The organism is Peptoniphilus catoniae (assembly GCF_901447155.2).
Taxonomy (GTDB): domain Bacteria; phylum Bacillota; class Clostridia; order Tissierellales; family Peptoniphilaceae; genus Peptoniphilus_E; species Peptoniphilus_E catoniae.
Map to the genome: position 1 here is coordinate 128,782 of NZ_LR588414.1, position 24,838 is coordinate 153,619.

At 31.9% G+C, this 24,838-nt stretch carries 26 protein-coding genes and 2 pseudogenes; 24 read left to right on the top strand and 4 right to left on the bottom strand.

Annotated features, from left to right (window positions below):
• Nucleotides 1–15: 15 nt before the first annotated feature.
• From PEPCATONIAE_RS03180 to PEPCATONIAE_RS03220, 9 genes and pseudogenes are all read left to right on the top strand, one after another.
• Entirely contained in the window at nucleotides 16–1,770 is a 1,755-nt protein-coding gene (locus PEPCATONIAE_RS03180) for an ABC transporter ATP-binding protein (RefSeq protein ID WP_138159531.1), read from the top strand.
• A complete protein-coding gene (locus PEPCATONIAE_RS03185) occupies nucleotides 1,754–3,475 on the top strand; it encodes an ABC transporter ATP-binding protein (protein ID WP_138159532.1) in 1,722 nt (573 codons plus the stop codon). The genes PEPCATONIAE_RS03180 and PEPCATONIAE_RS03185 overlap by 17 nt, the downstream gene beginning before the upstream one ends.
• Nucleotides 3,476–3,486: 11 nt before the next feature.
• Complete coding sequence (locus tag PEPCATONIAE_RS03190; RefSeq protein ID WP_138159707.1) at nucleotides 3,487–4,830, top strand: MATE family efflux transporter; 1,344 nt, start codon at nucleotides 3,487–3,489, stop codon at nucleotides 4,828–4,830.
• A 42-nt stretch (nucleotides 4,831–4,872) separates the two neighbouring features.
• Nucleotides 4,873–4,998: pseudogene (locus tag PEPCATONIAE_RS03195) on the top strand (ABC transporter ATP-binding protein); the annotation flags it as partial.
• A 128-nt stretch (nucleotides 4,999–5,126) separates the two neighbouring features.
• The gene (locus PEPCATONIAE_RS03200; protein ID WP_138159533.1) at nucleotides 5,127–5,765 is read left to right on the top strand and encodes a DUF6796 family protein; all 639 of its coding nucleotides are present in this window, start codon (nucleotides 5,127–5,129) and stop codon (nucleotides 5,763–5,765) included.
• Between the two features lie 81 nt (nucleotides 5,766–5,846).
• Nucleotides 5,847–6,674 carry a class I SAM-dependent methyltransferase gene (locus tag PEPCATONIAE_RS03205; RefSeq protein ID WP_138159534.1) on the top strand — a complete coding sequence of 276 codons (828 nt, stop codon included), beginning with the start codon at nucleotides 5,847–5,849 and terminating at the stop codon, nucleotides 6,672–6,674.
• A gap of 53 nt (nucleotides 6,675–6,727) precedes the next feature.
• A complete protein-coding gene (locus PEPCATONIAE_RS03210) occupies nucleotides 6,728–7,354 on the top strand; it encodes an L-2-amino-thiazoline-4-carboxylic acid hydrolase (RefSeq protein WP_138159535.1) in 627 nt (208 codons plus the stop codon).
• A gap of 69 nt (nucleotides 7,355–7,423) precedes the next feature.
• A complete protein-coding gene (locus PEPCATONIAE_RS03215) occupies nucleotides 7,424–8,170 on the top strand; it encodes an alpha/beta fold hydrolase (protein ID WP_138159536.1) in 747 nt (248 codons plus the stop codon).
• Nucleotides 8,171–8,180: 10 nt separating this feature from the next.
• Complete coding sequence (locus tag PEPCATONIAE_RS03220; protein WP_138159537.1) at nucleotides 8,181–8,687, top strand: hypothetical protein; 507 nt, start codon at nucleotides 8,181–8,183, stop codon at nucleotides 8,685–8,687.
• 1,767 nt (nucleotides 8,688–10,454) lie between these two features.
• On the opposite strand, the gene PEPCATONIAE_RS03230 is transcribed toward PEPCATONIAE_RS03220, so the two are convergent.
• Nucleotides 10,455–11,048 (bottom strand): Crp/Fnr family transcriptional regulator, encoded by a 594-nt coding sequence (locus tag PEPCATONIAE_RS03230; RefSeq protein ID WP_138159539.1) that lies wholly within the window; start codon nucleotides 11,046–11,048, stop codon nucleotides 10,455–10,457.
• A 94-nt stretch (nucleotides 11,049–11,142) separates the two neighbouring features.
• Between PEPCATONIAE_RS03230 and PEPCATONIAE_RS03235 the strand changes: the two genes are divergently transcribed.
• The 9 genes and pseudogenes from PEPCATONIAE_RS03235 to PEPCATONIAE_RS08575 all read left to right on the top strand — a co-directional run bounded on the left by PEPCATONIAE_RS03235 (nucleotide 11,143) and on the right by PEPCATONIAE_RS08575 (nucleotide 18,692).
• Nucleotides 11,143–11,901, top strand: coding sequence for a class I SAM-dependent methyltransferase (locus PEPCATONIAE_RS03235; protein ID WP_138159540.1), 759 nt, complete (start codon nucleotides 11,143–11,145; stop codon nucleotides 11,899–11,901).
• 109 nt (nucleotides 11,902–12,010) lie between these two features.
• Nucleotides 12,011–13,069 (top strand): ABC transporter substrate-binding protein, encoded by a 1,059-nt coding sequence (locus tag PEPCATONIAE_RS03240; RefSeq protein ID WP_246060424.1) that lies wholly within the window; start codon nucleotides 12,011–12,013, stop codon nucleotides 13,067–13,069.
• Nucleotides 13,066–14,094 carry a FecCD family ABC transporter permease gene (locus tag PEPCATONIAE_RS03245; RefSeq protein WP_138159542.1) on the top strand — a complete coding sequence of 343 codons (1,029 nt, stop codon included), beginning with the start codon at nucleotides 13,066–13,068 and terminating at the stop codon, nucleotides 14,092–14,094. The genes PEPCATONIAE_RS03240 and PEPCATONIAE_RS03245 overlap by 4 nt, the downstream gene beginning before the upstream one ends.
• Nucleotides 14,081–14,884 carry an ABC transporter ATP-binding protein gene (locus PEPCATONIAE_RS03250; RefSeq protein WP_138159543.1) on the top strand — a complete coding sequence of 268 codons (804 nt, stop codon included), beginning with the start codon at nucleotides 14,081–14,083 and terminating at the stop codon, nucleotides 14,882–14,884. Before PEPCATONIAE_RS03245 ends, PEPCATONIAE_RS03250 begins: the two co-directional genes overlap by 14 nt.
• Before the next feature lies 1 nt (nucleotide 14,885).
• Nucleotides 14,886–15,533 carry a cupin domain-containing protein gene (locus PEPCATONIAE_RS03255; protein ID WP_138159544.1) on the top strand — a complete coding sequence of 216 codons (648 nt, stop codon included), beginning with the start codon at nucleotides 14,886–14,888 and terminating at the stop codon, nucleotides 15,531–15,533.
• Nucleotides 15,534–16,288: 755 nt separating this feature from the next.
• Nucleotides 16,289–16,485 (top strand): annotated as a pseudogene (locus PEPCATONIAE_RS03260) (transposase); the annotation flags it as partial.
• A 378-nt stretch (nucleotides 16,486–16,863) separates the two neighbouring features.
• Entirely contained in the window at nucleotides 16,864–16,998 is a 135-nt protein-coding gene (locus tag PEPCATONIAE_RS08565; protein WP_218975506.1) for a DUF262 domain-containing protein, read from the top strand.
• Nucleotides 16,999–17,013: 15 nt separating this feature from the next.
• Nucleotides 17,014–17,586, top strand: coding sequence for a DUF262 domain-containing protein (locus PEPCATONIAE_RS08570; RefSeq protein WP_282957731.1), 573 nt, complete (start codon nucleotides 17,014–17,016; stop codon nucleotides 17,584–17,586).
• Nucleotides 17,587–17,588: 2 nt separating this feature from the next.
• Nucleotides 17,589–18,692, top strand: a complete 1,104-nt coding sequence (locus PEPCATONIAE_RS08575) for an HNH endonuclease family protein (RefSeq protein WP_218975507.1) — start codon at nucleotides 17,589–17,591, stop codon at nucleotides 18,690–18,692.
• Between the two features lie 128 nt (nucleotides 18,693–18,820).
• Here PEPCATONIAE_RS08575 and PEPCATONIAE_RS03270 read toward each other — a convergent pair whose 3' ends face one another.
• Nucleotides 18,821–19,996, bottom strand: coding sequence for a pyridoxal phosphate-dependent aminotransferase (locus PEPCATONIAE_RS03270; protein WP_138159545.1), 1,176 nt, complete (start codon nucleotides 19,994–19,996; stop codon nucleotides 18,821–18,823).
• A gap of 252 nt (nucleotides 19,997–20,248) precedes the next feature.
• On the opposite strand from PEPCATONIAE_RS03270, the gene PEPCATONIAE_RS03275 reads away from it, so the two are divergent.
• The 3 genes from PEPCATONIAE_RS03275 (at nucleotide 20,249) to PEPCATONIAE_RS03285 (ending at nucleotide 21,552) form a co-directional block, all read left to right on the top strand.
• On the top strand, nucleotides 20,249–20,398 hold the full coding sequence (locus tag PEPCATONIAE_RS03275; RefSeq protein ID WP_180339344.1) for a hypothetical protein: 150 nt from the start codon (nucleotides 20,249–20,251) through the stop codon (nucleotides 20,396–20,398).
• Between the two features lie 105 nt (nucleotides 20,399–20,503).
• Complete coding sequence (locus PEPCATONIAE_RS03280; RefSeq protein ID WP_246060425.1) at nucleotides 20,504–21,037, top strand: HutD family protein; 534 nt, start codon at nucleotides 20,504–20,506, stop codon at nucleotides 21,035–21,037.
• A 20-nt stretch (nucleotides 21,038–21,057) separates the two neighbouring features.
• On the top strand, nucleotides 21,058–21,552 hold the full coding sequence (locus PEPCATONIAE_RS03285) for a prolyl-tRNA synthetase associated domain-containing protein (RefSeq protein WP_138159547.1): 495 nt from the start codon (nucleotides 21,058–21,060) through the stop codon (nucleotides 21,550–21,552).
• Between the two features lie 12 nt (nucleotides 21,553–21,564).
• Here the strand turns inward: PEPCATONIAE_RS03285 and PEPCATONIAE_RS03290 are convergent, their stop codons facing one another.
• Both PEPCATONIAE_RS03290 and PEPCATONIAE_RS03295 read right to left on the bottom strand, forming a co-directional pair.
• Nucleotides 21,565–21,801: a glutathione S-transferase N-terminal domain-containing protein gene (locus PEPCATONIAE_RS03290; protein WP_138159548.1), complete on the bottom strand. Its 237-nt coding sequence runs from the start codon at nucleotides 21,799–21,801 to the stop codon at nucleotides 21,565–21,567.
• 8 nt (nucleotides 21,802–21,809) lie between these two features.
• Nucleotides 21,810–22,046 (bottom strand): glutaredoxin family protein, encoded by a 237-nt coding sequence (locus PEPCATONIAE_RS03295; protein WP_138159549.1) that lies wholly within the window; start codon nucleotides 22,044–22,046, stop codon nucleotides 21,810–21,812.
• 99 nt (nucleotides 22,047–22,145) lie between these two features.
• On the opposite strand from PEPCATONIAE_RS03295, the gene PEPCATONIAE_RS03300 reads away from it, so the two are divergent.
• Genes PEPCATONIAE_RS03300 through PEPCATONIAE_RS03310 form a run of 3 tightly spaced genes read left to right on the top strand, consistent with a single transcriptional unit; the run spans nucleotide 22,146 to nucleotide 24,829 of the window.
• Nucleotides 22,146–22,520 carry a coiled-coil domain-containing protein gene (locus PEPCATONIAE_RS03300; protein ID WP_138159550.1) on the top strand — a complete coding sequence of 125 codons (375 nt, stop codon included), beginning with the start codon at nucleotides 22,146–22,148 and terminating at the stop codon, nucleotides 22,518–22,520.
• Nucleotides 22,520–23,287, top strand: coding sequence for an alpha/beta fold hydrolase (locus tag PEPCATONIAE_RS03305; protein ID WP_138159551.1), 768 nt, complete (start codon nucleotides 22,520–22,522; stop codon nucleotides 23,285–23,287). Before PEPCATONIAE_RS03300 ends, PEPCATONIAE_RS03305 begins: the two co-directional genes overlap by 1 nt.
• 9 nt (nucleotides 23,288–23,296) lie before the next feature.
• The gene (locus PEPCATONIAE_RS03310) at nucleotides 23,297–24,829 is read left to right on the top strand and encodes a UDP-N-acetylmuramoyl-tripeptide--D-alanyl-D-alanine ligase (RefSeq protein ID WP_138159552.1); all 1,533 of its coding nucleotides are present in this window, start codon (nucleotides 23,297–23,299) and stop codon (nucleotides 24,827–24,829) included.
• Nucleotides 24,830–24,838 lie beyond the last annotated feature (9 nt).

Consider the following 24,838-nt stretch of genomic DNA (forward strand, 5'->3'; position numbering starts at 1 on the left):
AAAGGAGATATCATTATGAAGATTTATAAAAAACTATTTGCTTATGTGCAGGATAAAAAATATCTTGGATTTTTCGCTATAGTTTTTTCTGCTATATCTGCTGTACTTACGGTATATGGATTTTATTTAATCTACAAATTTCTGGATAATTTAATAATTAATTCAAATTTATCTGGTGCAGAGAGTTTAGCATTAAAATCTGTTATTACACTAACAAGTGGAGCAATATTTTATTCTGTTTCAGGAACATGTTCTCACATACTAGGTTTTAGGCTTGAAACAAATTTAAGAAAAAGGGGGATTGACGGCTTAGAGAAAGCAAGTTTTAGGTTCTTTGACTTAAATCCATCTGGTCAAATAAGAAAGATCATAGATGACAACGCCGCGCAAACTCATCAGGTTGTAGCTCACATGATTCCCGATAGTTCTCAGGCAATAGTTACACCCGTACTTGTACTAGCACTCGGCTTTATAGTAAGTATAAGAGTTGGCATAACTTTGCTTGCTCTTACCATAATCGGTGGCTTAATTTTAGGTGCAATGATGGGCGAGCAAGAATTTATGAAGATATACCAAGAAGCCTTATCTAAACTAAGTGCTGAAACTGTTGAATACGTAAGAGGAATGCAAGTTGTAAAAATATTTAGAGCAAATGTCGAGTCATTTAAAAGCTTTTACAAGGCGATAAAAGATTATTCAAAGTATGCTTATGATTATTCACTATCTTGTAAAAAACCTTATGTTTTGTATCAATGGTTATTTTTTGGTTTAATTGCAATTTTAATTATTCCTATAGTTTATTTTATGACTAGCTTAGGCAGCGCCAAGGTGATTTTACTTGAACTTATCATGATTTTATTTTTATCGGGGGTTCTCTTTGTTTCATTCATGAGAATGATGTGGTACTCTATGTACATTTCTCAAGGCAATTATGCAGTAGATACCTTAGAGGCTCTATACAAGGATATGCAAAAAGACAAATTAGTGCATGGTGATGTCAATAATTTTAAAAACTACAATATAGAATTTGACAATGTAAGCTTTGCTTATAACGATAAAGCTGTCATTGAAAATTTATCCTTTAAATTAGAAGAAGGAAAGTCCTATGCGCTAGTCGGTTCATCGGGATCAGGCAAATCGACTGTAGCAAAACTTATATCGGGTTTTTACAATGTTAATGAAGGAAGGATAAAGATAGGCGGCGTAGCAATAAGCGAATATTCTGACGAAGCCTTAATTAAAGCTATTTCCTTTGTTTTTCAAGATTCGAAATTATTCAAGAAAACTATTTATGATAACGTCGCTTTGGCTAATAAAGATGCGACGAAAGATGACGTTATGAGAGCCTTAAAATTAGCAGGATGCGATTTGATACTAGACAAATTCCCAGAAAGAGAAAACACAATCATAGGCTCAAAAGGAGTTTATTTATCCGGAGGAGAAAAACAAAGAATTGCAATTGCCAGAGCAATTTTAAAGGATTCCAAAATTATTATTATGGATGAAGCGTCAGCATCTATTGACCCAGATAACGAGTTTGAACTACAAAAAGCTTTCAAAAATCTTATGAAGGATAAAACAGTTATCATGATTGCTCACAGGCTTTCTACAATTAAAGACCTTGATGAAATTCTTGTAATGGATAATGGCAAGATAATAGAAAGAGGATCAGATCAAGAGTTAATATCAAAAGATTCAAATTATAAGAGACTGCAAGAACTCTTTAACAGTGCGAATGAATGGAGGGTTTCAAATGAAGGAGTTTTATAAAAAAAGATTTGCTCTTACAGATAAAGGAGCAAGAAATTTAAGTAAAGCAACACTGGCTTCATTTTTCGTTTATTGTATAAACATGCTTCCTGCGATATTACTAATGATTTTTGCTCAGGAAGTTTTGGAAAATATTGGTAGAAGCAAGGGATTTTATATAGCATTCTCAGTTTTTACCTTGATAGTAATGTATATTTTGCTTTCTATCGAATACGATAAATTATATAGCACAACCTATCAAGAAAGTGCGGACTTAAGAATAAGGACAGCAGAGAATTTATCAAAACTACCTCTATCATACTTTTCTAAACACGATATTTCAGACCTAGCGCAGACAATCATGTCTGATATTGAAGGTATAGAGCATGCAATGAGCCACTCGATACCAAAAGTGGGCGGTATGGCACTCTTCTTCCCACTAATATCCATTATGATGCTAGTGAGCAATGTCAAGATGGGTTTAGCTGTAATTATTCCATCACTTTTAAGCTTTATATTTATACCTTTATCTAAAAAACATTCAGTTAAGGGACATAAAAGATATTATGATATTCTAAGAAAAAACTCAGAAAGTTTTCAGGAAAATATCGAAATGCAAATGGAGATTAAAGCCTATGGCTTATCAGAGGAAATGAAAGAAAAGCTGTATGAAAAAATGGATAAAAGTGAAAAAGTCCACTTAAAGACAGAAATAGGACTTATTTTAACTATGTCTATATCTTCAATATTTAGCTTTATTTCCCTTGCTGTCGTAATATTTGTTGGGGTAAATCTAATTATTAATAAAGAGATAAGCGCCCTCTACCTTATAGGATATTTACTAGCGGCTATGAAGATAAAAGACGCTCTTGATGCATCTAAAGAGGGAATGATGGAGATATTTTATTTATCGCCTAAAATTGAAAGACTAAAAGAAATTCAAAATCAAGATTTACAAGAAGGCGATGACTATAATTTGAAAAAATTTGACATTGATTTAAAAGATGTTGAATTTGCCTACAATAAATACACAAAAGTTTTAAATGGTGTAAGCTTTAAAGCTAAGCAGGGAGAGGTAACTGCTCTAGTAGGCGCAAGCGGCTGCGGTAAAACAACTATCTTGAAACTTATATCAAGACTTTATGATTATGACCAGGGCCAAATCTTAATCGATGGCAAAGATATAAAAGAAATATCAACAGAATCTCTTTTTGACAAGGTGTCTATTGTTTTCCAAGATGTAGTTCTCTTTAATCAAAGCGTTATGGAAAACATCAGACTCGGTAAGCAAGATGCAAGCGACGAAGAAGTTAAAAGAGCAGCAAAACTTGCAAATTGCACAGACTTTATAGATAACATGGATAAAGGTTTCGATACAGTTATTGGTGAGAACGGTGCTGAGCTATCAGGAGGAGAAAGACAAAGGTTATCAATAGCCAGAGCCTTCTTAAAAGATGCACCAATACTAATATTAGATGAGATAGCAGCAAGTCTTGATGTTGACAACGAGAAAAAGATTCAAGAGTCTTTAAATAATTTGATTAAAGATAAAACTGTTGTCATCATTTCACACAGAATGAAATCCATAGAAAATGCGGATAAGATAGTAGTTCTTGAAAACGGAAAAGTAGAAAGCGAAGGCAAACATGAAGAGCTTTTACAAAAATCAAAAATTTACAAGAATTTAATAGAAAAAACAAAAATGGCAGAAGAATTTATTTATTGAAGAAATTAAAAATGAAACAAAACATGAAAGAACAGTTATTGACCAAGAAGCCATTGTCTTTAATGTTTCAATTATCTATACCAGCAGTAATTGGCATGGTGGTTATAGGTCTATATCCACTTATGGATGGAATATTTGCTGGACAAATAATTGGTGAGAATGCTATGGCGGCTTGCTCAATAGCTATGCCACTTACATTTTTTAATAATGGGATTGCAACGCTTATAGGGATAGGTTCGGCATCAATTTTATCAAGAGCCATGGGAAAGGGTGATAAAGATACTATAGACAAGCTTATGGGAAATCTTATCTATTGGATTATATTTTTTTCAACGATCATAACAATAGGAGGAATACTTCTAGGACCATATTTTTTAGATTTAATTGGAGCAACAGGAGAAATAAAGGCATTAGGCATAAGGTATTTAAGAATAATATTTCTAGGCTCAATTTTTGTAAACTTTACCCAGTCAGCCAATATGGTTATGCGTGGTGAAGGACTTATGAAAAGAGCAATGAGTATCATGGGACTTGGTGCCTTTATCAATATAGCTCTTGATCCAATACTAATGAAATTAATGGGTGATTATGCCATTGAGGGAGCAGCTATAGCAACTGTAACAGCACAAATAATTCAAGCAGTTATTACTCTTTATTATTTTAAGAGTAAAAGTGAAAATGTAAAAATAAAGAAAATAAAAAAAGAAAAAGATATATCAAAGGAAATGTTTGGAGTAGGAGTATCAGCTATGATCATGCAAGTATTTTTCATGGTTCAACAAACATTGCTTTATAGACAAGCTTTTAGATATGGAGGAGATCCAAATGCAATATTAATGTCGGCAACTTTGAGATTTTATGGATTTTCATTTATACCAATTTGGGGAATGAGTCAGGCGTTACAGCCGATTATTGGTACAAACTTTGGAGCAAAACAATACGATAGAGTAAAGGAAACTATGAAGATATTTTCTATAGGAGGAACAGTACTTGCAGCAATTTTTTGGTTACCAGCACAAGTATTTTCAAAACAGTTACTTGGTTTATTTAAAGTAAGTCAGGATATAATTTCAAGTGGAGTTAATAATTTCAGAATGTTCTATTCAGTATTTATTCTTTATGGAATTATGATTATGACAATAACTTTTTTCCAAGCGATAGGGGATGGAAAAAAAGCTGGAATGATTGTAATGTTAAGACAGCTAATACTACTTGTTCCAGCCTTACTTATATTTCCAAGAGTATTTGGAGCAGGGGCTGTTTGGTGGACAGAACCAGTTGTAGATTTTACTATGATAATGGTAGGTTTAGCAATGCAAGCAAAGGCTCTTTCAAATATGAATGTAAATAAATAAAAATAAAATAAAGAGAAAAACAAAAATGACAGAAGAATTTATTTATCAGGAGGACAGAAGCAAAGACTTGCAATAGCATCTGTTATGTGCAAGGATTCTCCATTTAGCTATTTCGAAGAACCTGCAAGTGGTATGGATTATTCCAATATGATAAAAATTGGCAGTCTTTGGACTGCCTTTATTTTTTATTTACTTTAACACAGCAAATCTTATAGTTGAAAAGAATCAACCTTATATGCTATAACTAAATCAATAAATGATAATTAATATCATTTAAATGAAAGAGGTGTTTAATTTTGACTTTGTACAAGAGTATATTAATTGGTTTTTTTGGTTCATTCTTAATGTTCTTGGGTGACATGACCTTATATTATGACCCTAATGATTACGATGGCAAGGATGCCATAAACAGTGTTATTGGCATAATGAAAAATGTCAGCATAAAAAGATTATACATTGGCGGCCTTTTAGGTCCAATATCTGCCTTTATATATTGTCTTGGATTTTATCATATAGTTTTGGCCATGCAAGAAAAGTATTTAACTATCGGATGGTTTATATTTTTAGTGAAAGTTTTTGGCATAATATTAGGAGGCTCTTTTCACATTCAATGTGCCAACCTAGGTCTTTTGTCAAGGCATGAAAACAAGGGAGCCTTAGATGAGTCTTTAAAATTTTTAAAACTCCAAGGAAAAATAGTTTTTGTAATTGCGGCTTTAGCAAACCTAGCATTAACTTTGGTAATTTTATCTGGACTTACAGTATTTCCAAAATGGCAAGTCCTATTTACACCTATGTTTCTTTTAATTCTCACTCCTCTTACTGAGAGATTGCCAAAGGGACTGCATATGATTATCTGCGGCGGTTGGTTTAACTTAATATATTTTATTTACTACTTAACCTTATTGATAAACTATACTAATATGAATTTATAAGCTTATAAGTCAGAGATTAAAATTATTATTTTTGTAGACAAAGCAAATTTTATAAAATTAATTATTTACAGGAGAAAATTTATGAAACAATTAAATTTTATAGATGACAAGAAAATAAGAGCTGACTATAAAAACTGGGTTCCTGAAAGCTTGTTAAAGAATTTAATCTTTGCAAGCCTTGCAGCTTTCATCCTATTTATAGCCTTTGGTGTCAGTGATTTTGTATTTAGTGGAAGAACTCGTCTAATATGTGCCCTTATTCTTGGGCTTGCAACGTTGATACTTATTTTCTTTGCAAGCTGGATGAGATTTTTATATAGGGCTTTTGATTACAACGGAAAAAGAAAGCTTGCCAAAGTCATAATAGAGGGGACTGCCGACTATGTAAAGATCCCAGATGGTGGCGTGGGTTTAGATGTAGGATGTGGTAGCGGTGCACTTACAATTGCTTGCGCAAAGAAAAATCCAAAAGCAACCATGGTGGGCTGCGATATTTGGGGTGGCTCATACAAAAGTGAATTTTCTAAGGAACTCTGTAAAAATAATGCAAAATTAGAGGGAGTAGAAAATGTTAGATTTGAAAATGGTAATGCAGTGAATCTTCCTTTTGAAGATGAAAGTTTTGATGCAGTAACTAGCAACTATGTTTATCACAATATAACGGGGAAAAATAAACAAAAACTTTTACTGGAAACATTTCGTGTACTAAAAAAAGGTGGAGTTTTTGTTATTCATGATTTGATGAGCAAGTCAAGATACGGTGATATGAATAAATTTATGGAAAAGCTTAAACAAGATGGCTACGAAGATGTGCAATTAATTGATACAACAAAGGGTCTTTTTATGGGTCACAAAGAAGCTTTATTGTTAGGACTTTACGGCTCAACCCTTCTTATTGGCAAAAAATAAAATAGCATATGAATTACTATAAAAAATTTTAGAAAGTTGATGGGGTGTGCAAGATGAAATACAAAGGTTTTTATTTCTTATTATTTAAAGGTCCAATGAAGAAAGTTCTTATAGAAAAATATAATAAAGCATATGCTTCAGAAATTATTAAAAAGAGCAAAAAAGTTTATCGAGAACTTGTAAAAAATATGGACGATATCGGCGAGGATAATCCCATGGCATACAATGAGATGTTCGCCCTTGTTTTTGTTGCTCCATATATAGCAAGTGAGAAAAAAATTCCGCCGGAGACCGTCCAGGAAATGATGCGTCGATCTCTTTATACTTTCAAATGGTTTTTTTCCTGGATTAATCTCAATACTAAAAGGGGAAAAGAGGCCAATAAGAAAAATATTCTTAAGTATTACAAGTGGTATACAGAGGAAAAAGAAAAGCTCTATCCCACATCTTTTAAAGTCGACTTCGAAGGTCAGCCCTATGAGGGTGCTTGTTATTATAGAATTACTCGATGCCCAATATGTACCTACACCAAGAAACTTGGCGTGTTTGAACTGATGCCACTTTTCTGTGAACTTGATGAGCTTATGATAAGCTTTCAACATGGAGTTTTACACAGAAAAGAAACTATCGCCAAGGGAGGAGACTATTGTGATTACTTCATCTTGGGAAATAAAGAGTAAGAGATAATTTTATTATTAGAGAGGATATTTTTACTTGCTTTTGAAAAAAATTAAATAATGAGGAATTAAATGAAATTTATTAGCTACGGAAATAGAAATAATAAGACAATATTATTTATCCATGGGCTTGCCTCTACTGCAGACCTATGTTTCAAAGCTCTTCTTCCTTATTTGCAAGACTATTTTGTAATTTTCTGCGAATTGGACGAACATTATGGGACTAATCCCAAAGATTTAACTTCAATGAAAGAAACCATAAATTCCATCGAAAGCTATATATTAAATGAAATGGGCGGGAGTGTGTATGGAATATGCGGATTTTCTATGGGAGCGACTATAGGAGTTGAACTAATTGGAAGAGGAAATATTTCTGCTTCGAAAGTCCTCTTAGATGCGGCGATTACTGCCGAGTTGGGTTTGATGGCAGCGCCTCTTACTTTTGCTTTTATCATTGGGACAAGAAGGATTAAAAATAAAAAACCCATTCCTAAATTTTTATTAGATAAGATTATGGGCAAGGATAATCTAAGCATAATAGAAATGATGTATCCGCAAATTTCAAAAAATACGATTAAAAACGCCTGCAAGTTTATCTATCATTACAAGCCTCCAAAAAATTTAAACAAGTTTTCAAATCCAGTAAGATTTTGGAGGGGAAGCGAAGAGCCTATCCCTGCAAAAAGTGAAAAGATATTAAGAGAGTATCTTCCACAAATGAAAACAGAAGTATTTGAAGGAATGGGTCATGGACAATTTCTCCACGATCATCCCAAAGAATACGCGGAGAAACTAAAAATCTTTTTGGAAAATAAATAAGGAGAATATTATGGATATAACAAGAGCAATATTAGATGGAATTGCAATGGCCGCTATCTTTAACGGTGCAGTGGCAGCTTTTGTACTGATTAACCCGAGATTTTTCTTTGATTCCTATCCAAAGAAAATACAAAATTCGGCTCCAGAAAAGATGACAAAAAAAGAGAAAAGAATAAATTTAATACTTACATTTATAATTTCAGGAATCGTATTTATATATGGAATGACCTCTCTTTTACATACGGGAATAAGAGGACTTAGAGATCTTTTCTGGATGAGCTATATTCAGTGGATAATATTAAACTTGGGAGATTTCCTTCTATTGGATGTACTTTTGTTCCAAGGAAAGTACAAGGATAAGATAGTAATACCAGGTACAGAAGGACATGAGGACTACGAATTTAGAAATTGGATGAAGCATTTGGCTATTAAAGAACATTTTATCTTGATGCCATTTTTACTAATTCCAATAGTATCCATAGTCCAAGCCTGGCTAGTGCTGCTACTGGGATTATAAAATAAAATTGATATATGGCAAAAGTTGTGACACATAAGAAGTGCGAGAAAAATCCTTTAAAAAAATGCAACTAATATAAGATAATAATTTAGAACCAGATAAATTTAAGCAAAAACACGAGGAAAATAATTTGATAGTTAGAAACATATCAAAATCAGATTTAGAAGACTTAGCAAGACTAATGGTGGATGTCTATAATGCTCCACCTTGGAATGATAAGTAGACAGCAGAGACAGCCCTGGAATCCTTAACCGATATTTCAGATTTTCCAAATTTTTTTTGGCAATGTAATTGTTTATGGAAATAAAATAATTGGTGCAATAATTGATCATATAAGAAGATATGCTACTGAATCAACTTTTTATATAGATGAGTTTTTTATTTTTGAAGACTATAGGGGGACTGGTCTAGCAAAAAAATTTTTACCAAACAAGTATAAAACAATCACAGCAAAGAGGTATAAGTGGAGTATTTTTTACTACTTTAAAAAACTCTCAAGCCTATAATTTTTATGTAAAACAAGGTACTTGGGATTTGGAAGATTCTGCATGCTTCTACCATAAATTTTAGTAGCTTTCCATCAAGTCGATAGGTATTTTTCTTTAAAAAATTCTTAGATAAGAGTATTATTGTAATTATTAATTTAAAACGAGGAAGTAAATGAAAAAATTTAATTGTTAAAGTACAGTGTGATATCTATATCTGGATTTCTATTTTTAATTGCTTGGTGTGTTTGTTATGGAATAGGAGAGGGAAAAGACAATATTGTTTTGGTGGTATGCCTAATAACATTTTTAGATTGCTTGGTAATTAGTTCAGTTATGCCATTAAATATAGCTACACAAGTATTTTTTCAAAAAACATTAAAAATGAATTTAGAAGTAGAATTATGTCAGTTTTTAGCATGTTTGCATTATCATCAATACCTTTAGGAAATATGTTTTATGGATTTTTGGCAAATATTATGCCAGCATATATATATATTTATTGCAAGGTTAGCTGTACTAATCACCCACCCACTTATTTTGTATATATCGAAAGATAAAAGTGTTAGGTAATTCAAAAAATATAGATAGATAATTTAAGTTAAGAGACAAATCTAAAGACGTGGAGAGGATATCTTCATCGTCTTTTTTATTTGCGAAAACAATAGATGGCAGAAATGTCGACGAATTTACTACCATCCAAATGACAGCAGTTTGTTCATGTGTTAGAGTTTTTGTTGAAACCTTGGCAGGACTTCCCATTTATTTATATAAAATAGGTTTATTATTTAAATTAGATAGGATAATAAAGGATGAAAATTATTCTAAATATTCCCATATGCGAGATTTTTGGAAAAAATCAAACATTATCTATACTTAGCAATTCAAGTTTAATTTTTATTTATTACTTGTGTCCATTTTATTTTATAGCCTATTATAAAAATAAAATATAGAGCCTTTGTACAAATACATCATCTTATAACATTACAAAAAAGAGCTATTTGAAAGGCTTTGAAAGTTAAGCCTGGAGTTTTAAAATGGGGAAAATCTAGCATTTATAATAATTTTAGATCAGAAACTTAAGGATATTGAAATCAAAAAGTTAAAGACAGAAGAAAATTTTTAAGGGTAAAAGTCTAGGATAAAAAAACCAATGCAATATGGAGATTTGTTTATTGAAGAGCTAAAGATATCATTTGAGTTTAAAATGGGACCCGTATTCTCTTAGAACTGATTTTTTGTAATTTTTATTTATATTTAGTCAGTCCTATGAGTAATACTTTTATATTAATCCCTCTTTTTTCATAAGGGATAACTCTCTTGAAAGGGCAGGCCTATTACAAGCTAAAAATTTCGCCAAATCCTCCCTAGATAATTTATTGGAAAATAAGTAGTATTTACCATATTTATCTATGCATTTATTAATTTTTTCCCTAATCTTAGGCTTAGAATATATATCTAATTTGTAGGTTAAGTATGAAATTTGCTCATTATACAATTTTATAATATTTTCCATAAAAATCGGTCTACTTGAACAGGACCTTTTATTTTTTTTAAAGATTTTGCTAACATCAAGGGACAAAACTTTAGAATCTTTTTTTGCAACCATAAATCTATCAGTTAGGGAGGAAAAATTTAAAGAAAAAGAATCTGAGGCCTCGTAAATTCTATCTATAATTTCCTTATCATCATCTACTGCAGATAGATCAATTCTTCCCTTCAAAACTATACCTGCCTTAAAGCCCTTAGAAAAATCATATAGATATTCGCCTTTACTAAAAATTAAGGTTTTATGATCAATACAAGAAAGTATGTGACGTATAGTGCTTTCGTCTAAACCATAAAATAATTTACTTTTCACAATAATTTCTTCCATAAAATCCCCTCTTGTTGCTTTTGCAACTGCAATAAAAATTATCTATACTATAATTATAAACGTAATGATAATTATTATCAAGGAGGAAGAGAAAATGGAAAAAAGTAAAATTATTTTTGGACATGATTTTTTAAAGATGCTTGGAAGAACAAGACTCAGACCAGGCGGCGGTCTTATGACCGATTGGTTGTTTGATCAGGTAGAGATTGATAAAGATATGCAAGTTTTGGAAGTTGCTTGCAATAGAGGAGATAATCTTATAAGAGTTTATACTAAATATAAATGCAAAATAATAGGTATAGACAATGACCAAGTTGTCATAGACCAAGCCCTAGAGAATATAAAGCTTTTAGGCTTAGACAAAGAAATTGAAGTTATGAATATGGATGCCTTAAAGTTGGATTTTGAGGATGAAACATTTGATTTAATAATTAATGAGGCAATGCTCACCATGCTTCCAAATGAAGAAAAAGCAAAGGCTCTTAAAAATTATCACAGGGTTTTAAAAAAAAGCGGCTATTTATTAACTCATGATGTGGCAGTGGAAAATGAAAGTGAAGATATAAGAAGGCAACTTTCAAAATTTACAAACATGGATGTGTATCCTCTAACCGTAGAAAATTGGAACAAACTGTTTATAGAAAATTCTTTTAGACCTTTTTCACAAAGGACTGGTAGGATGATTCTCTTAGACAGGGATACAATCATAAAAGATGAGGGCCCAGTAGGGGCTGCAAATTTTTATAAAAATGCTTATTCACAAGAAAATAGAGCAAGGTTTACAAAAATGCTAGAAAGGTCTAAAAGTTCAAGCATTTCTTATATAGTTTTAGCGAGTATAAAGGAGAGTTAGATGAAAGCTATAAAAAATATCATTAATTTCATGTCTACTAGTACTTGTCCTGGCAAGCATAACTGCTTGTGGCCACTTAAAAAGCAATCAAAAGCCAGAAGGTAAGGAAGTGGCTCAAACTGAGACAAAAGAAGAAAAGCCAGAAGAAAGTAAGGATAAAAGTAAAAAAACAAGGACCATTACAGACCATGCAGGTAATGAGGTAGAAGTTCCAGAGAAAGTTGAAAGAATAGTAATAGATCAGATACCTATCTTATCTACTTATATGGCTTATCACCACGGAAAGGCACCGTATATAGTGGGATATGCCGGTTCACTTAAGCAAGTAATTTCAAATACAGTATTAAAGGATATAGCTCCAGAGCTTCTTGATAGCCAAAATACAGTCCAAGGTCAATCTGACCTAAATATTGAGGAAATAATGAAACTTAAACCAGATGTTATTTTCTATAATGCCTCAAATAAAGAACACTATGAAGCCTTATCTAAAACTGGCATACCATGTGTAGGTTTTGCTACAGTTGGTACAAATGGACCTGCTGACCCAATAGATAGATATACACAATGGTTAAAACTCTTAGAAGATGTATTTGGTGAAAGCGGAAAGACAGATGATTTCATAAAAGCAGGTCAAGACATTGTAAAAGATGTTGAAGATAGAATAGCAAAAATAGATGATAGTAAAAAACCAACCGGTATGATTTTGTGGAAGTATGTTCAAGGTGTACCAATGGTTGCTGGGAAAGGTGTTTTTGGAGATTTCTGGCTAAAGAGAATTGGTGTCAAAAATCTAGCTGATGAAACAAAAGGTTTTGCCAAAGTTTCTATTGAACAATTTTATCAATGGGATCCAGATATACTTTATCTTGATGGACCTGGTCTTCTTGATATTACAACAAAAGATGTATTTGCAAATTCTGTAGAAGGTATCGATTTTTCAAATATGAAAGCAGTAAAGGATAAGAAAGTTTATAATACTAAGCTTGGTATGTGGAATTGGTTTACACCAAATCCAGACGGCCCACTCGTATTGGCTTGGCTTGCAAAATCAACCTACCCAGATGAATTTAAAGACTATGACTTAAAAACAATGATTAAAGATTATTATAAAACTTGGTATAGTTATGAATTAACCGATGAACAAATTGAGGATATGTTTGATATATGATTAAAGGAATCTTTATCAAAGATAAAAAAATAAAATTAAGCTCATATATAATACTTATAAGTCTACCCATATTGATTAGTGTTTTGGCGCTTGCCATTGGTAGGATGCCTCTTAGTATAGGAGAGATTATCGATTTTTTCAACACTTATCTATGTGGGAGAGACTTTGATCCTATGCTTGAATCGGTAATAATAAATGTAAGACTGCCAAGAATTATTACAGGTCTAATAGTAGGATCTGGTCTTTCCACAACTGGTCTTGCCTTTCAAGGGGTTTTTTCAAACCCCTTGGCAACTCCAGATATACTAGGCGTAAGCTCAGCTGCAAGTCTTGGAGCTGTAATTGGAATACTTTTATCACTTTCAGCTCTATCTATTCAAGTTTTTGCTTTAGCTTTTGGATTAATTGGCGTAGTTTTGACCTTATATATTGGAAAGATTAGGACTAGGTCATCAACTATAATGCTTATATTAGCAGGTCTTGTAGTTTCCTCATTATCCAACGCCTTGGCATCTTTATTAAAATACACAGCTGATCCTACAGACAAGTTGCCAGCAATCAGCTATTGGCTTATGGGTTCTTTTGCAAGATCATCCTACAAAAACTTGATGCTTTCAGCACCCCTAATAATTTTTGGCATAATTTTAATAAGACTTTTGATATTTAGACTAAATATTATGAGCCTATCGGAAGATGAAGCAAAAAGTTTAGGAGTTAATGTCAAAAAAACCAGACTCGTTTTTATATTTGCTTCAACACTTATTACAGCATCATCCATATCAATGTGTGGCCAAGTTGGCTGGATTGGTTTGATAATTCCTCACATGGCAAGGATGATGGTGGGAGCTAACAATACCCACACCCTACCCTTTAGTATATCTTTAGGAGCAAGTTTAATGGTATTAATAGAAGCCTTATCAAGAACAGTTTCTGTAATAGAACTACCTATTTCAGTTCTTACGGCAATTATAGGTGCCCCAATTTTTATAAGCTTAATTAGGAAAACTGGGGGTGGTTTCAATTAAATTAGAAGTCAAAAATGCAGGGTTTTATCATGATGAAAATCATGTATTATTTAAAAATCTATCTTTTTGCCTTGATCAAGGCCAGGTATTATCTATTTTAGGACCTAATGGAGTTGGCAAGACAAGCCTTATAAGATGTATATGTGATTTTGAAAAATGGAAATCTGGTAAAAGTCATTTGGATGGTAAAGATATTGCAAGCTTTAACCGAAGAGAATTATGGTCTAATATATCATATGTTCCACAAAAAAGGTCGTTTTCTTTTGAATATTCTGGCATAGATATGGTAGTCTTAGGCCTTGCTAGCAAGCTTGGTCCTTTTGCAAAACCAGGCCCAAAAGAGTATGAAAAGGCAGAAAATCTCATGAAAAGCTTAGCTATAGAAAATCTTAAAGATAAGTCATGTTCTGTGATGAGTGGAGGAGAACTTCAGATGGTTCTCATAGCCAGAGCCTTAATTTCAGATCCAAGCTTAATCATATTAGATGAGCCGGAAAGTGGTCTTGATTTTAAAAATCAGCTTAAAATAATTTCATTAATCAAAAAACTATCCAAGGTAGACAATATTAGTGTTATTATAAATACTCATTACCCGGCCCACGCTCTTGAAATAGCAGATAAATGTTTGATGTTAATGCACAATGCTAGACATAAAATAGGCGAAACATCTGATATTATCTGTAAGGAAAATATGAAGGAAGCCTTTGGGGTAGAGGTTATACTTGAAAAAATAAAAAAAGATAAGAAAGAATATAATACTATAATACCCATTAGCATAGCAGGAGATTAAAATGAAAAATATCAGCAAAGGAAAAATATTGACACTAGAAGAAGTCATACCAATAAAAGATAATCAAACTATAAGCAAGAAACTCATAGATTTATGTGATCGTCATATTTTGCTTATGAGCCTTGATCAAAACACCAGCATTTCCCCTGAATTTTATGCTGAAGAAAGAATATATTTTGTTTTAAAAGGTGAGCTTAAATTTAATAATGAAAGACTTATAAATAATGAACTAATACTTTTTGAAAAAAATAGACTTTTTGGCATAGAGGCAAGGGAAAAAAGTATATTTTTAGAAATCGCAATTAACCTAGAGGAGGAAGAAATGAAAAACATTGACAAGGGGAAAAAAATTAAACTAGTTGACTATTTAGATTATGTAGATGGAGGAATCGCAAACATTGACCTTGTATCAAAAGACGGGTTTAGGCTTGTTCTAATGGCCTTTGATGCAGGGGAAGGGCTAAAGCCACATAAGGCTCCTGGAGATGCTCTAGTTCTAGCATTTGAAGGTAAAGCAAAGCTTCTTGTTGGAGACAAAGAGGTTGAGATTGAATCTGGAGAACAAATAGTATTTCCGGCGAATGTAATCCATAATGTAACTGCAATTACAAGATTTAAAATGTTATTAATCTTATCTATAGATAAATAAAAAAAGATCTTGAATAATTTTTCAATCATAAATCTGAAACCTAAAAATTGGACTCAATACCAGAGTTTTGGCATTAAAGCTTACTCTGGTATTTATTTGTTATAAAGATATTCTTATTTCCATATCAGATTCTTGGAAGTATTTGAAAATGCAACTTGCAAGTACAACTTTTGATTTTAATAAATAGAATAACGTTTATTACCATGATGCAGACAAAGGTTATAGCCCATATGCTCATTTAGGACTATACAAACAAAAGAGCTTAAGATTAATAGCAAGGTGTGTGCAATAATTACTGGCGTAAAAAAGGTTGAGAGATTGAATATAAGGCTGAATTAGGTTATGTAACCAATGAACGTAATGATACTATTGCTAAAGAAATAGGAGATGTTTTTTACTATGGTCATGATTTAAAAAATTATAAGCATAAATATTTTTTATTGATAAATTTTATAAAACAGTCCTTGAAAAGGTATCCAAAGGAAGTTCAATGGGTCCAAAAATATTCGATTTAACAGAAATATTAAAAAGCGACAGCTTACCAGAAGTTAACTAAATAACAAAAATTTTAAAGGATAAGACATGGGAACAATTAAAAGCACCTACAAAAGTAGGTGCTTTTCTTGTAATTAGAATACCCCAATTGGACCGGGGGTTCAATTTAGCTTTATCGATGAAAAACAAACAATAAAAAGACCTCCATGTTAAAATAAATTTGTGGTTTACCAGAACACAAAAATAACACGAGGTTTTTTATGAATTTAAATCATACACATAGGCTACCACACACAAAATGGAATTGTAAATACCATGTGGTGTTTGCTCCGAAATATAGAAGAAAAGTATTTTACGGAAGTAAAAGATTATGGGTTCGCCATTAAGAGAATTATGCAATTTGAAAAGAAATGATATAATAGGAGCAGAAATATGTTCGGATTATGTGCATATATTACGGAAATTGTATGAGTAAATCTATAAAAAACATAAGTTGAAAACTTGGAAAAGAGCTCTAACATACAGAGCAATCTCTTATGAATCAAAAATTCTTCGGCTTTATAAAAAAGTATTGAAAGAATTTTGGATTGAAGATATCGTTAAAATAAAGGGCTGGTAAGGATATTTACAAAACAGAAAGAAAATATGGTTATAAAATGGGAACAGTAGGTTAAAAAGACAAAAAATATTATTAGGTATAAATATAGCAAGAAATTCAGATTTTGATTATATGAAAAATATTTGTAATATATGAAAAATATTTGTAAATAGAAGAAATGAAGCAAAGCTATGAAATAATAAAATGTTTGAACACATGATTTAAGAAGAGATATATATGGCGAAAAACATTGATCCGGAATTAAAAAAGATTGGTAATTATTTAGACTTAGAAGATACATCTATATTTTCAATTCCTGAATATCAAAGAGCATATTCATGGGAGATTAAACAATGTGATAAGTTATGGTAAGATATAGAAAATTTTATTGATAGCGGTGGTACTGATTCTTACTTTTTTGGCACTATTATTATTAATTGTCAAGACAATGATACAAAACTAAGCTTAATTGATGGTCAGCAAAGAACAACGACTTTTATTCTTTTGTGCAAAGCTCTTTTATTAAGAATAATTCAAGCAATAAAGGAGACTAAAAAAGATGAAGAATCAGAAGATCTTACTTATGGACTTATGAAAAGAAGAGACAGGATTATACAAATTCTTTACAAAGTAAGCGATAGTCAGATTTTATCTGTATTAAAGGATCTTAATAGCGCTCCAATAGGACAAGTTTTAGAGAATAATTCTATAAATGAACTCTATAAGAATGAATTACAAACGATAATTGAGAGTCCGGATTTTGATCTAGCAGAACAAAGGGTTGAAAAAATTAAATATAAGCAAAAAGACAATAAATATACTAATTTCTTTAAAAATTTCAAGTTTTTCCATACAAAGCTTGAGGAATTATCTCCCTCTGAAGCAAATGTGTTTTCAGAATATATTTTAGATAAATCGAGATTATTGAAATACGAAGTTGGAATGTTGAACAGGCTATAACTATGTTTAACTCTCTGAATTCTGATGAAATGCCACTGTTAGATTCAGATATTATTTCTGCAAAGCTTTACTCTAACTCTGGAGAAGATCGAGAGGATTTTAATACAAAATGGTCTGAATTCAAGAAAATTATTTTGAAACTTGAAGAAAGTAAAATTACGGACATTGACAGTGTTTTAAAGCAGTACATGTATATTAAAAGATCACAAACCAAAGAATATATTTCAGAAAAAGGCTCTGTTAATGTTACAACTCCAGGTCTAAGAAGATATTATACAGAAACTAACCAACAACTTCTTCAAAGTCCACTAAAGCTTACAGCTCAACTATTAAAAGTTGCCAAAATATGGCTTGCAATAAAAGACTATTCAATTATCGAATTGTGCTCTAAATTTAATGAGAATATAAATCTTTACTTGATATCCTATTTATTTAGGTTCGATGTGGATGAAATTACAGAAAGTCTTGTAACAGATTATGTGGAGAATTTACTAAGATTGTTTTCGATTTTAGAATTAGTTGACATAGGTTATTCAAGTTCTAAGTTTAAAACTTTCTTATTTGGTTTAAACATAAAGCTTGTAGATAAAAATATAAGTTTATCTGAAATAAAAGAAGAAATAAGTCGTCATATAAATAAAGAATGGGATAAAGAAGAAATTGAAATAGAAGCTAGAAATTATACTAAAAATCCACTAGTATTCTTAAATGAATATTTAGCTTGTAAAGAAAGTGAGCAAAAATTTATTCTCCCTGCAAAATATGAAATTGAACATATTATGCCTAGAAGTGGGAAAAATATTGATCGAATAAGAGAAGATGCTGGAATTATTGACAAGGAAGAGTTCTCGGAAATTGTTAATAAACTTGGAAATAAAATTTTACTTGAAGAGGATATAAATCGTTCAATAGGAAATGCATGGTTTAGAAGCAAAATTCAAAACTCAGTTAAGGAAAGAAAAGGATATAAAGATAGCAATTTTACCTTAGCAAAACAAATTATTTCGGATTTTGGAAATCAAGAAAATCCACTTTGGACTGTTGAAAATATAGAAGAAAGGACTAATAGAGAAGCTAAGAGGATTACTGATTTTATTTTTGGATAATTGGTGATTGTAATCAGTGTTTGATACATCCGTATCGGGATCGAGGCGGAACTAAAAATCGACTGGATTATGCTACAAAATAAAACAGAGCCATTATATTTGACTCTGTTTTTTAATTTCTTAAATTTTTATTTCATTAGTTTATCGATTGCTTTTAGAAGTATGTCGCAGCCTTCTACTATATTTTCGTAGCTGCTGGCATAGCTCATTCTTATATAGCCTTCTCCTGATTCACCGAAACAATTTCCGGGGACAAGGGCGATTTTAGCTTCATCAAGTAGATAATCAACTACTTCTTGAGAGCTTTTTCCAGTCTTTTTTATATTTATATAAACGTAGAAAGCACCACCTGGCGTTTTGCAGCTTAGGTAGTCTGATGAATTAATTGTTTTAACTATATAGTCTCTGCGTCTTCTATATTCCTTAACCATATCTTCAACTTCATTTTGTTCATCTCTTAGGGCTATATAGCCTGCGTGTTGAACAAATGATGTTGCACAGGAAGTATTGTGTTGGTGGATTTTGTTAAAGCCCTTAATAAGCTCTTCCGGTGCCGCTATATATCCAAGTCTCCAACCTGTCATTGAATATGCCTTGGAAAAGCCGTTAAGGGTAATAGTTCTTTCTCTCATACCGGGAAGGGATCCTATACTTAGATGTTTTTCATCATAGATGATTCTTTCATAGATCTCGTCTGATATTATATAAAAGTCTTTTTCTTTTGCAAGCTCTGCAATTTCTTTAATGGTATTTTCTTTTAAAACGCTGCCTGTAGGGTTGTTAGGAGAAATAATAAGCATGGCTTTAGTTTTGTCTGTTATTTTTGACTTTAAGTCTTCTATATCGATTTGAAAGTCATTTTCTTCTGCCAGCTTATAGTTTTTTATATTTGCCTTTAGAAGCTTTGTCACATTTAAGTAGTTTGCCCAAACAGGATCAGGAAGAATTATTTCATCTCCTTCATCAATAATTGAATAGAGTATATCGAAAACCGCTTCGGACAAACCTGCTGTTACCAGAATTTCGCTTTCCTTATAGTCCAGGTTATTGTCTTTTTTTAATTTTTTTGCAATTTCTTGTCTAAGTACAGGAATACCGAAATTAGATGTGTAAAAAACATCTCCATTGTTAATGGAATCTATACAGGCTTTTTTTATATATTCAGGGGTATCAAAATCAGGTCTGCCTATTTCAAAGTGAAAGATTTTTTCTCCTTTACGCTCCATGGCAAGAGCCTTTTCATTCACCTTTCTTATTCCTGAAGGAGCAAGTTGATTAACTTTTTCGGACAGTAGTTTTTTCATAAGTCACCTCTTGTATTTATAAATTCTTAAGTCATATATGCATCTAGAACCTAAAGGCTTATTTAATAAAGCGCTTTGGTAATTTTTGCAAATAATTATACTACCACCAGTATAAGACAGCTTACCATCATAGTCAAAGATTTAGTTTATATTCTTATTTATTTTAACAAGATAAATAATTTAATTGGGAATATAGGCTTTTATAAAGTATAATAAATTTAATAAATAAAGTGCTTTTTAACAAAACATTTTATGAGGTTGATAAGAAGGGAGAAAGAATTTCGGGGGGACCTTGATGCTAAAGAACCTAATGACCCTAAAAACCCTGGAGGCAACGGAATAAGAGACAGGGAAAATAATGAGCATTGGTCAAGTAACATTCAATCTATGGGAGTGGACTGATTTTTCCTTTAAGAGAAGCAAACGGTCTTTTGGATCCTGATTGCAAAATAAACTGGGATGAAGAAAAAAGGCTTGTAACTATAGAATTTAATTATGAGGTGAATTATGAGAAAAATTGAAAGAAAAGATTTTAAAACATCAGATTGGGCAGGAGGACAAACAGACGAAATAATAATAAATCCTCAAGGGGTAGACTTTAAAGAAAGAAATTTCAACTACAGAATATCAAGTGCAACTTGTAATCTTGACAGCAGTGAGTTTAGTCCTTATGGTGGTTTTACAAGATTTATCACTCCTCTTGATTATGAGCTTAAGCTAATCCACAAGGGGGAAAAGGTAAACCTTAAACCTTTTGAAGTTTATAAATTTAGCGGTAGCGACCAAATGAGCTCCTACAGCAAGGTAAGGGATTTTAATCTTATAGTGAAAGATGGATTGAAAGCCGACTTATATAGCAAAGAAGTTAAGGGAAGCTTAAAAATAAAAAATGAAGCTGAAAAGCTTTTAATATTTAATTACAATTTTGATTTAACTGTAAACAGTGAAGAGTTCTTAAAAATGAGCTTAATTGAGCTTGATCATGGAGAGAGTATTGAAATAAAAGGTGAAGGGAAACTTCTTATATCAGAAATTAAGTAATTTTTATATAGAGGTGGACTATGAAGGAATATGAAATAGTATATGATCTTTTAAAGTCTTTAAATATAGATTACAAGGTAGTGGAACACCCTGCAACCTACACCGTTGAAGAGGCTGACAAATACATTGAGGATTATGAGGGTACAAGGACTAAGACTTTATTTTTAACTAATAAGAAAAAAACTTCCTTTTATCTTCTTGTTATGAGAGGAGAAGATAGACTTGATATAAAGGCCTTAGGAGAAAAGTTAGGGGCTAAGGGTCTGAAATTTGTTTCAGAGGATCTTCTTATGGACACGCTTGGACTTAAACCTGGATTTGTATCTATCTTTGGACTTATTAATAATAAGGATAAGGATGTAAAGGTTCTCTTTGATGATAGAGCCTTGGAAAATAATATTATTACCTTTCATCCTAATGATAATACAAGAACAATGTTTATAGCTATAGAGGATATATTTAAGTACCTGGCTTATTTAGGTTATGAATATGAAGTAGTGGATATAAAAAAGTAGACCTTTTAGGGTCTACTTTTTATTTTCTTTTAGATATTCAATAATGTCATCTGATTCGTACATAATTTTGTCATCAATTAAAAGAGCAGGGACTTGCTTTTTACCACCCTTTTTAATAAGGTCCTCTGCATTTTTTTCATCTTTTTTTATATCCAACAAGTTAAATTCAATGCCGTTTTCCCCGGCGTATTTAAGAACCTTTTGACAAAAAGGACACTCAGGGAAATAGTATAAAGTTAAATCTTTCATAATTCACCTCAATTATTTTCTTTTAAATATTTAATAATATCATTTGATTCGTAAAGGGCTTTGTCATCTATAAAAAGACAAGGAACTTGTTTTTTGCCGCCCTTTTCCACTAAATAATTCCTATCTTCTGGACTTTTATCTATGTTTACTATGTCTATATTTTGGATTTTATTTTCATCTATAAACCTTTCAACTTTTTTGCAATAGGGGCAAAAGGTTCCTACGAATAATTTTAAATTGCTCATGCAATCACCTCACATTAACTTATTTACCCTTAAGAATAGTCTTCAATCATTTAAAAGTGAATCTATATTTGATATAATACACCTGTTAGAGGTGATTATATGAGTTTATTTGATGATCTTACAGACAATTTAAAGGACCTTAAAAGCAATATAGATGTAATTACTAAAAAGATAAAAGAAAACTCACAGGAGATAAAAAATCAAACTTCACTTAAATTGGAAATAGCTTCTGAAAAAAGAAAACTTTCCAAAACTTACCAAGAGCTTGGCAGCAAGCTGTATGAAAACTATAAAGAAGGAAAGATTGCAGATTACAATGATTATGTAAGTGAAATTGATAAAATGCTTTCAAGGATTGAGGGGCTGAATCTTAAGCTTCGAAATCAAAGCTACAATAGAGAATTTAACAAGGAAGAAACCCTTGATAATAATCAAGATATTATCTACATAAACGAAGAGGATTTAAACAAATAATGGAAAAGAAGCATCTTAATATCTTATCTACAAAAATTGCTTATCTGGAGCAAGGTGAGGGAGACCCGGTAGTTATTCTTCACGGCTGGGGTGCAAATATAGAGTCGGTAATGCCTATAGTTAACCTTCTGTCTGAAAGCCATAAGGTCTATGCCTATGATGCACCAGGCTTTGGAGAAAGCGATGATCCTAAAGAAGTCCTTTCTACTGAAGACTATTCTTCTTACCTTGAAGAATTTTTAAAGGCAAAGGAAATAGACAGAGCTGTATTTATGGGGCACTCCTTTGGAGGCAAGACTCTTGGAATATTTGCAGCAAAAAACCCCGACCTTGTGGAAAAACTTGTTTTAATAGATGCCTCAGGAGTAAAGCCTAAAAGAGGACTTAATTATTATTTAAAGGTTTATTCTTTTAAGCTTTTAAGATTTATTTATACAAGGCTTAATTTTTTAAAAGGTAAGGAAAAGGCTCTGGAAAATTTTTATAAGAAGTTTGGCTCAGAGGACTATCAAAATGCACAGGGTATTATGAGAAAGACCTTTGTAAAGGTGGTAAATGAAAACACAGATAAGTACTTTTCAAAAATCAAGGCGCCGACGCTTTTAGTCTGGGGAGAAAACGACGAAGATACTCCCTTGTATATGGCTAAAGTCCATGAAGAAAAAATTAAGGATAGCGGTCTTGTTATTTTAAAAGGGGCAGGGCACTATAGTTATCTTGATGATTACTACACATTTTCAGCAGTTATAAAATCATTTTTAGGTTAGGAGTAATATATGTTTTTTTATATTTTTGCATTAATTTTAGGTTATTTAATATTTACATTTTGTTCAAAAAGGGTGGAATATCCTTTAAATATGCTTCAACTTTCTGAATATAAAAATGATAAATACAAGGAATGGATTCAAAAAAACAAGTCCAAGGTAAAAAGTTTAAATTATTATCAAAAAGAAGAAGAAAAGACTCCTCTTGTTTGGACAGACAGGGTAAAAAGGCTAAAAAAGAAACATGACAGTGTAAATATAGTTCTTTTTCTTTTGGTGGTTTTTGCATCAGGACGGATTATTTATCTAAGCGGAAACAGAATTCTTGCCTTTTTAGCTTTGATTCTGATGTACTTTTTGATTTATTACTTTCAGTATCTGATTTTAATTTTATCAAACAAGTTTGCACTTCCTGAAGAGGTTAAAATAAACCAAGGCTTTTACAGTCAGGCTCAAGCTAAAATAAGAGATAATAAGGAAAAATTCGGACTTAAAGTTTTAGGAATAACGGGATCTTTCGGCAAGACTTCAGTTAAATTCATATCAAATACTATACTTAAAGAATCACTTAGAGTTAAAAACACCCCTTCATCCTACAATACACCTATGGGTTTATCTAAGGTTATAAATAATGACCTTGAAGATGATGTTGAAGTTTTTATTGCAGAGCTTGGGGCTTATAAACCGGGAGAGATTAAAGAGGTGGCAGACCTTGTACAACCGGATATAGGTATAATTACAGCTATAGGTCCAACCCATATGCAAATGTATAAAACTATAGAAAATATTATGAAAACCAAGTATGAGCTTATTGAATCCTTACCTAAAGATGGAAGGGCTATTTTTAATTATGACAATGATTATGTAAAAAAGCTTTCAGATAAAACCGACTTAAAAAAGATAAATTATGGCTTAGAAGATATAGAAAAGCTTGATGTTTATGCTAAAGACCTTGAAGTAAATGAAAGAGGATCAAAGTTTACCTTGGGAATAAAAGATCTTGGAGAAGTCCACTGCAAAACCGTCCTTTTGGGAAGACATAATATTTCAAATTTATTGGCAGGGGCATCAGCAGCCTATGCTTTAGGCATGGGCCTTGAAGAAATAGCAAGGGGAATCTCAAAGGTAGAGGCTGTTGAACATAGACTTAATTTAATAGATCCGGGAACCGGAGTCTTAGTAATAGATGATGCTTTTAACTCAAATCCTGTAGGATTTAAAGCTGCACTTAGCGTTATAGATGAATTTAAAGACTATAGGAAGTTTATAGTTACTCCGGGCATGGTAGAGCTTGGAGATATGGAAGAGGAAGAAAACTACAAAATAGGCAAGGAAATAGCCAAGACCTGCGACAAGGTTCTATTGGTGGGAAGTCATAGAACAGAGCCTATTTATAAAGGACTTAAAGATGCAGGCTATAATATGGATAATGTTTACCAGCTTAAAAATTTAAAAGAGGCGACTGAACTCTTGGGGCAATTAAATAGACCGGGAGATGTAGTGCTTTTTGAAAATGATTTGCCGGATAGCTATAGTGAGGACTAGGGGGAAAAG

What these genes read in the sequence shown, in the direction of transcription:
- PEPCATONIAE_RS03275 (WP_180339344.1), top strand. Translation starts at nt 20,249, where the DNA reads ATGAGGTTGATAAGAAGGGAGAAAGAATTTCGGGGGGACCTTGATGCT.
- PEPCATONIAE_RS03285 (WP_138159547.1), top strand. Translation starts at nt 21,058, where the DNA reads ATGAAGGAATATGAAATAGTATATGATCTTTTAAAGTCTTTAAATATA.
- PEPCATONIAE_RS03185 (WP_138159532.1), top strand. Translation starts at nt 1,754, where the DNA reads ATGAAGGAGTTTTATAAAAAAAGATTTGCTCTTACAGATAAAGGAGCA.
- PEPCATONIAE_RS03220 (WP_138159537.1), top strand. Translation starts at nt 8,181, where the DNA reads ATGGATATAACAAGAGCAATATTAGATGGAATTGCAATGGCCGCTATC.
- PEPCATONIAE_RS03310 (WP_138159552.1), top strand. Translation starts at nt 23,297, where the DNA reads ATGTTTTTTTATATTTTTGCATTAATTTTAGGTTATTTAATATTTACA.
- PEPCATONIAE_RS03290 (WP_138159548.1), bottom strand. Translation starts at nt 21,801, where the DNA reads ATGAAAGATTTAACTTTATACTATTTCCCTGAGTGTCCTTTTTGTCAA.
- PEPCATONIAE_RS03180 (WP_138159531.1), top strand. Translation starts at nt 16, where the DNA reads ATGAAGATTTATAAAAAACTATTTGCTTATGTGCAGGATAAAAAATAT.
- PEPCATONIAE_RS03255 (WP_138159544.1), top strand. Translation starts at nt 14,886, where the DNA reads ATGAAAAATATCAGCAAAGGAAAAATATTGACACTAGAAGAAGTCATA.
- PEPCATONIAE_RS08565 (WP_218975506.1), top strand. Translation starts at nt 16,864, where the DNA reads ATGGCGAAAAACATTGATCCGGAATTAAAAAAGATTGGTAATTATTTA.
- PEPCATONIAE_RS03295 (WP_138159549.1), bottom strand. Translation starts at nt 22,046, where the DNA reads ATGAGCAATTTAAAATTATTCGTAGGAACCTTTTGCCCCTATTGCAAA.
- PEPCATONIAE_RS03230 (WP_138159539.1), bottom strand. Translation starts at nt 11,048, where the DNA reads ATGGAAGAAATTATTGTGAAAAGTAAATTATTTTATGGTTTAGACGAA.
- PEPCATONIAE_RS03270 (WP_138159545.1), bottom strand. Translation starts at nt 19,996, where the DNA reads ATGAAAAAACTACTGTCCGAAAAAGTTAATCAACTTGCTCCTTCAGGA.
- PEPCATONIAE_RS03215 (WP_138159536.1), top strand. Translation starts at nt 7,424, where the DNA reads ATGAAATTTATTAGCTACGGAAATAGAAATAATAAGACAATATTATTT.
- PEPCATONIAE_RS03300 (WP_138159550.1), top strand. Translation starts at nt 22,146, where the DNA reads ATGAGTTTATTTGATGATCTTACAGACAATTTAAAGGACCTTAAAAGC.
- PEPCATONIAE_RS03305 (WP_138159551.1), top strand. Translation starts at nt 22,520, where the DNA reads ATGGAAAAGAAGCATCTTAATATCTTATCTACAAAAATTGCTTATCTG.
- PEPCATONIAE_RS03280 (WP_246060425.1), top strand. Translation starts at nt 20,504, where the DNA reads ATGAGAAAAATTGAAAGAAAAGATTTTAAAACATCAGATTGGGCAGGA.
- PEPCATONIAE_RS03205 (WP_138159534.1), top strand. Translation starts at nt 5,847, where the DNA reads ATGAAACAATTAAATTTTATAGATGACAAGAAAATAAGAGCTGACTAT.
- PEPCATONIAE_RS03245 (WP_138159542.1), top strand. Translation starts at nt 13,066, where the DNA reads ATGATTAAAGGAATCTTTATCAAAGATAAAAAAATAAAATTAAGCTCA.
- PEPCATONIAE_RS03235 (WP_138159540.1), top strand. Translation starts at nt 11,143, where the DNA reads ATGGAAAAAAGTAAAATTATTTTTGGACATGATTTTTTAAAGATGCTT.
- PEPCATONIAE_RS03210 (WP_138159535.1), top strand. Translation starts at nt 6,728, where the DNA reads ATGAAATACAAAGGTTTTTATTTCTTATTATTTAAAGGTCCAATGAAG.
- PEPCATONIAE_RS03190 (WP_138159707.1), top strand. Translation starts at nt 3,487, where the DNA reads ATGAAACAAAACATGAAAGAACAGTTATTGACCAAGAAGCCATTGTCT.
- PEPCATONIAE_RS08575 (WP_218975507.1), top strand. Translation starts at nt 17,589, where the DNA reads ATGTTTAACTCTCTGAATTCTGATGAAATGCCACTGTTAGATTCAGAT.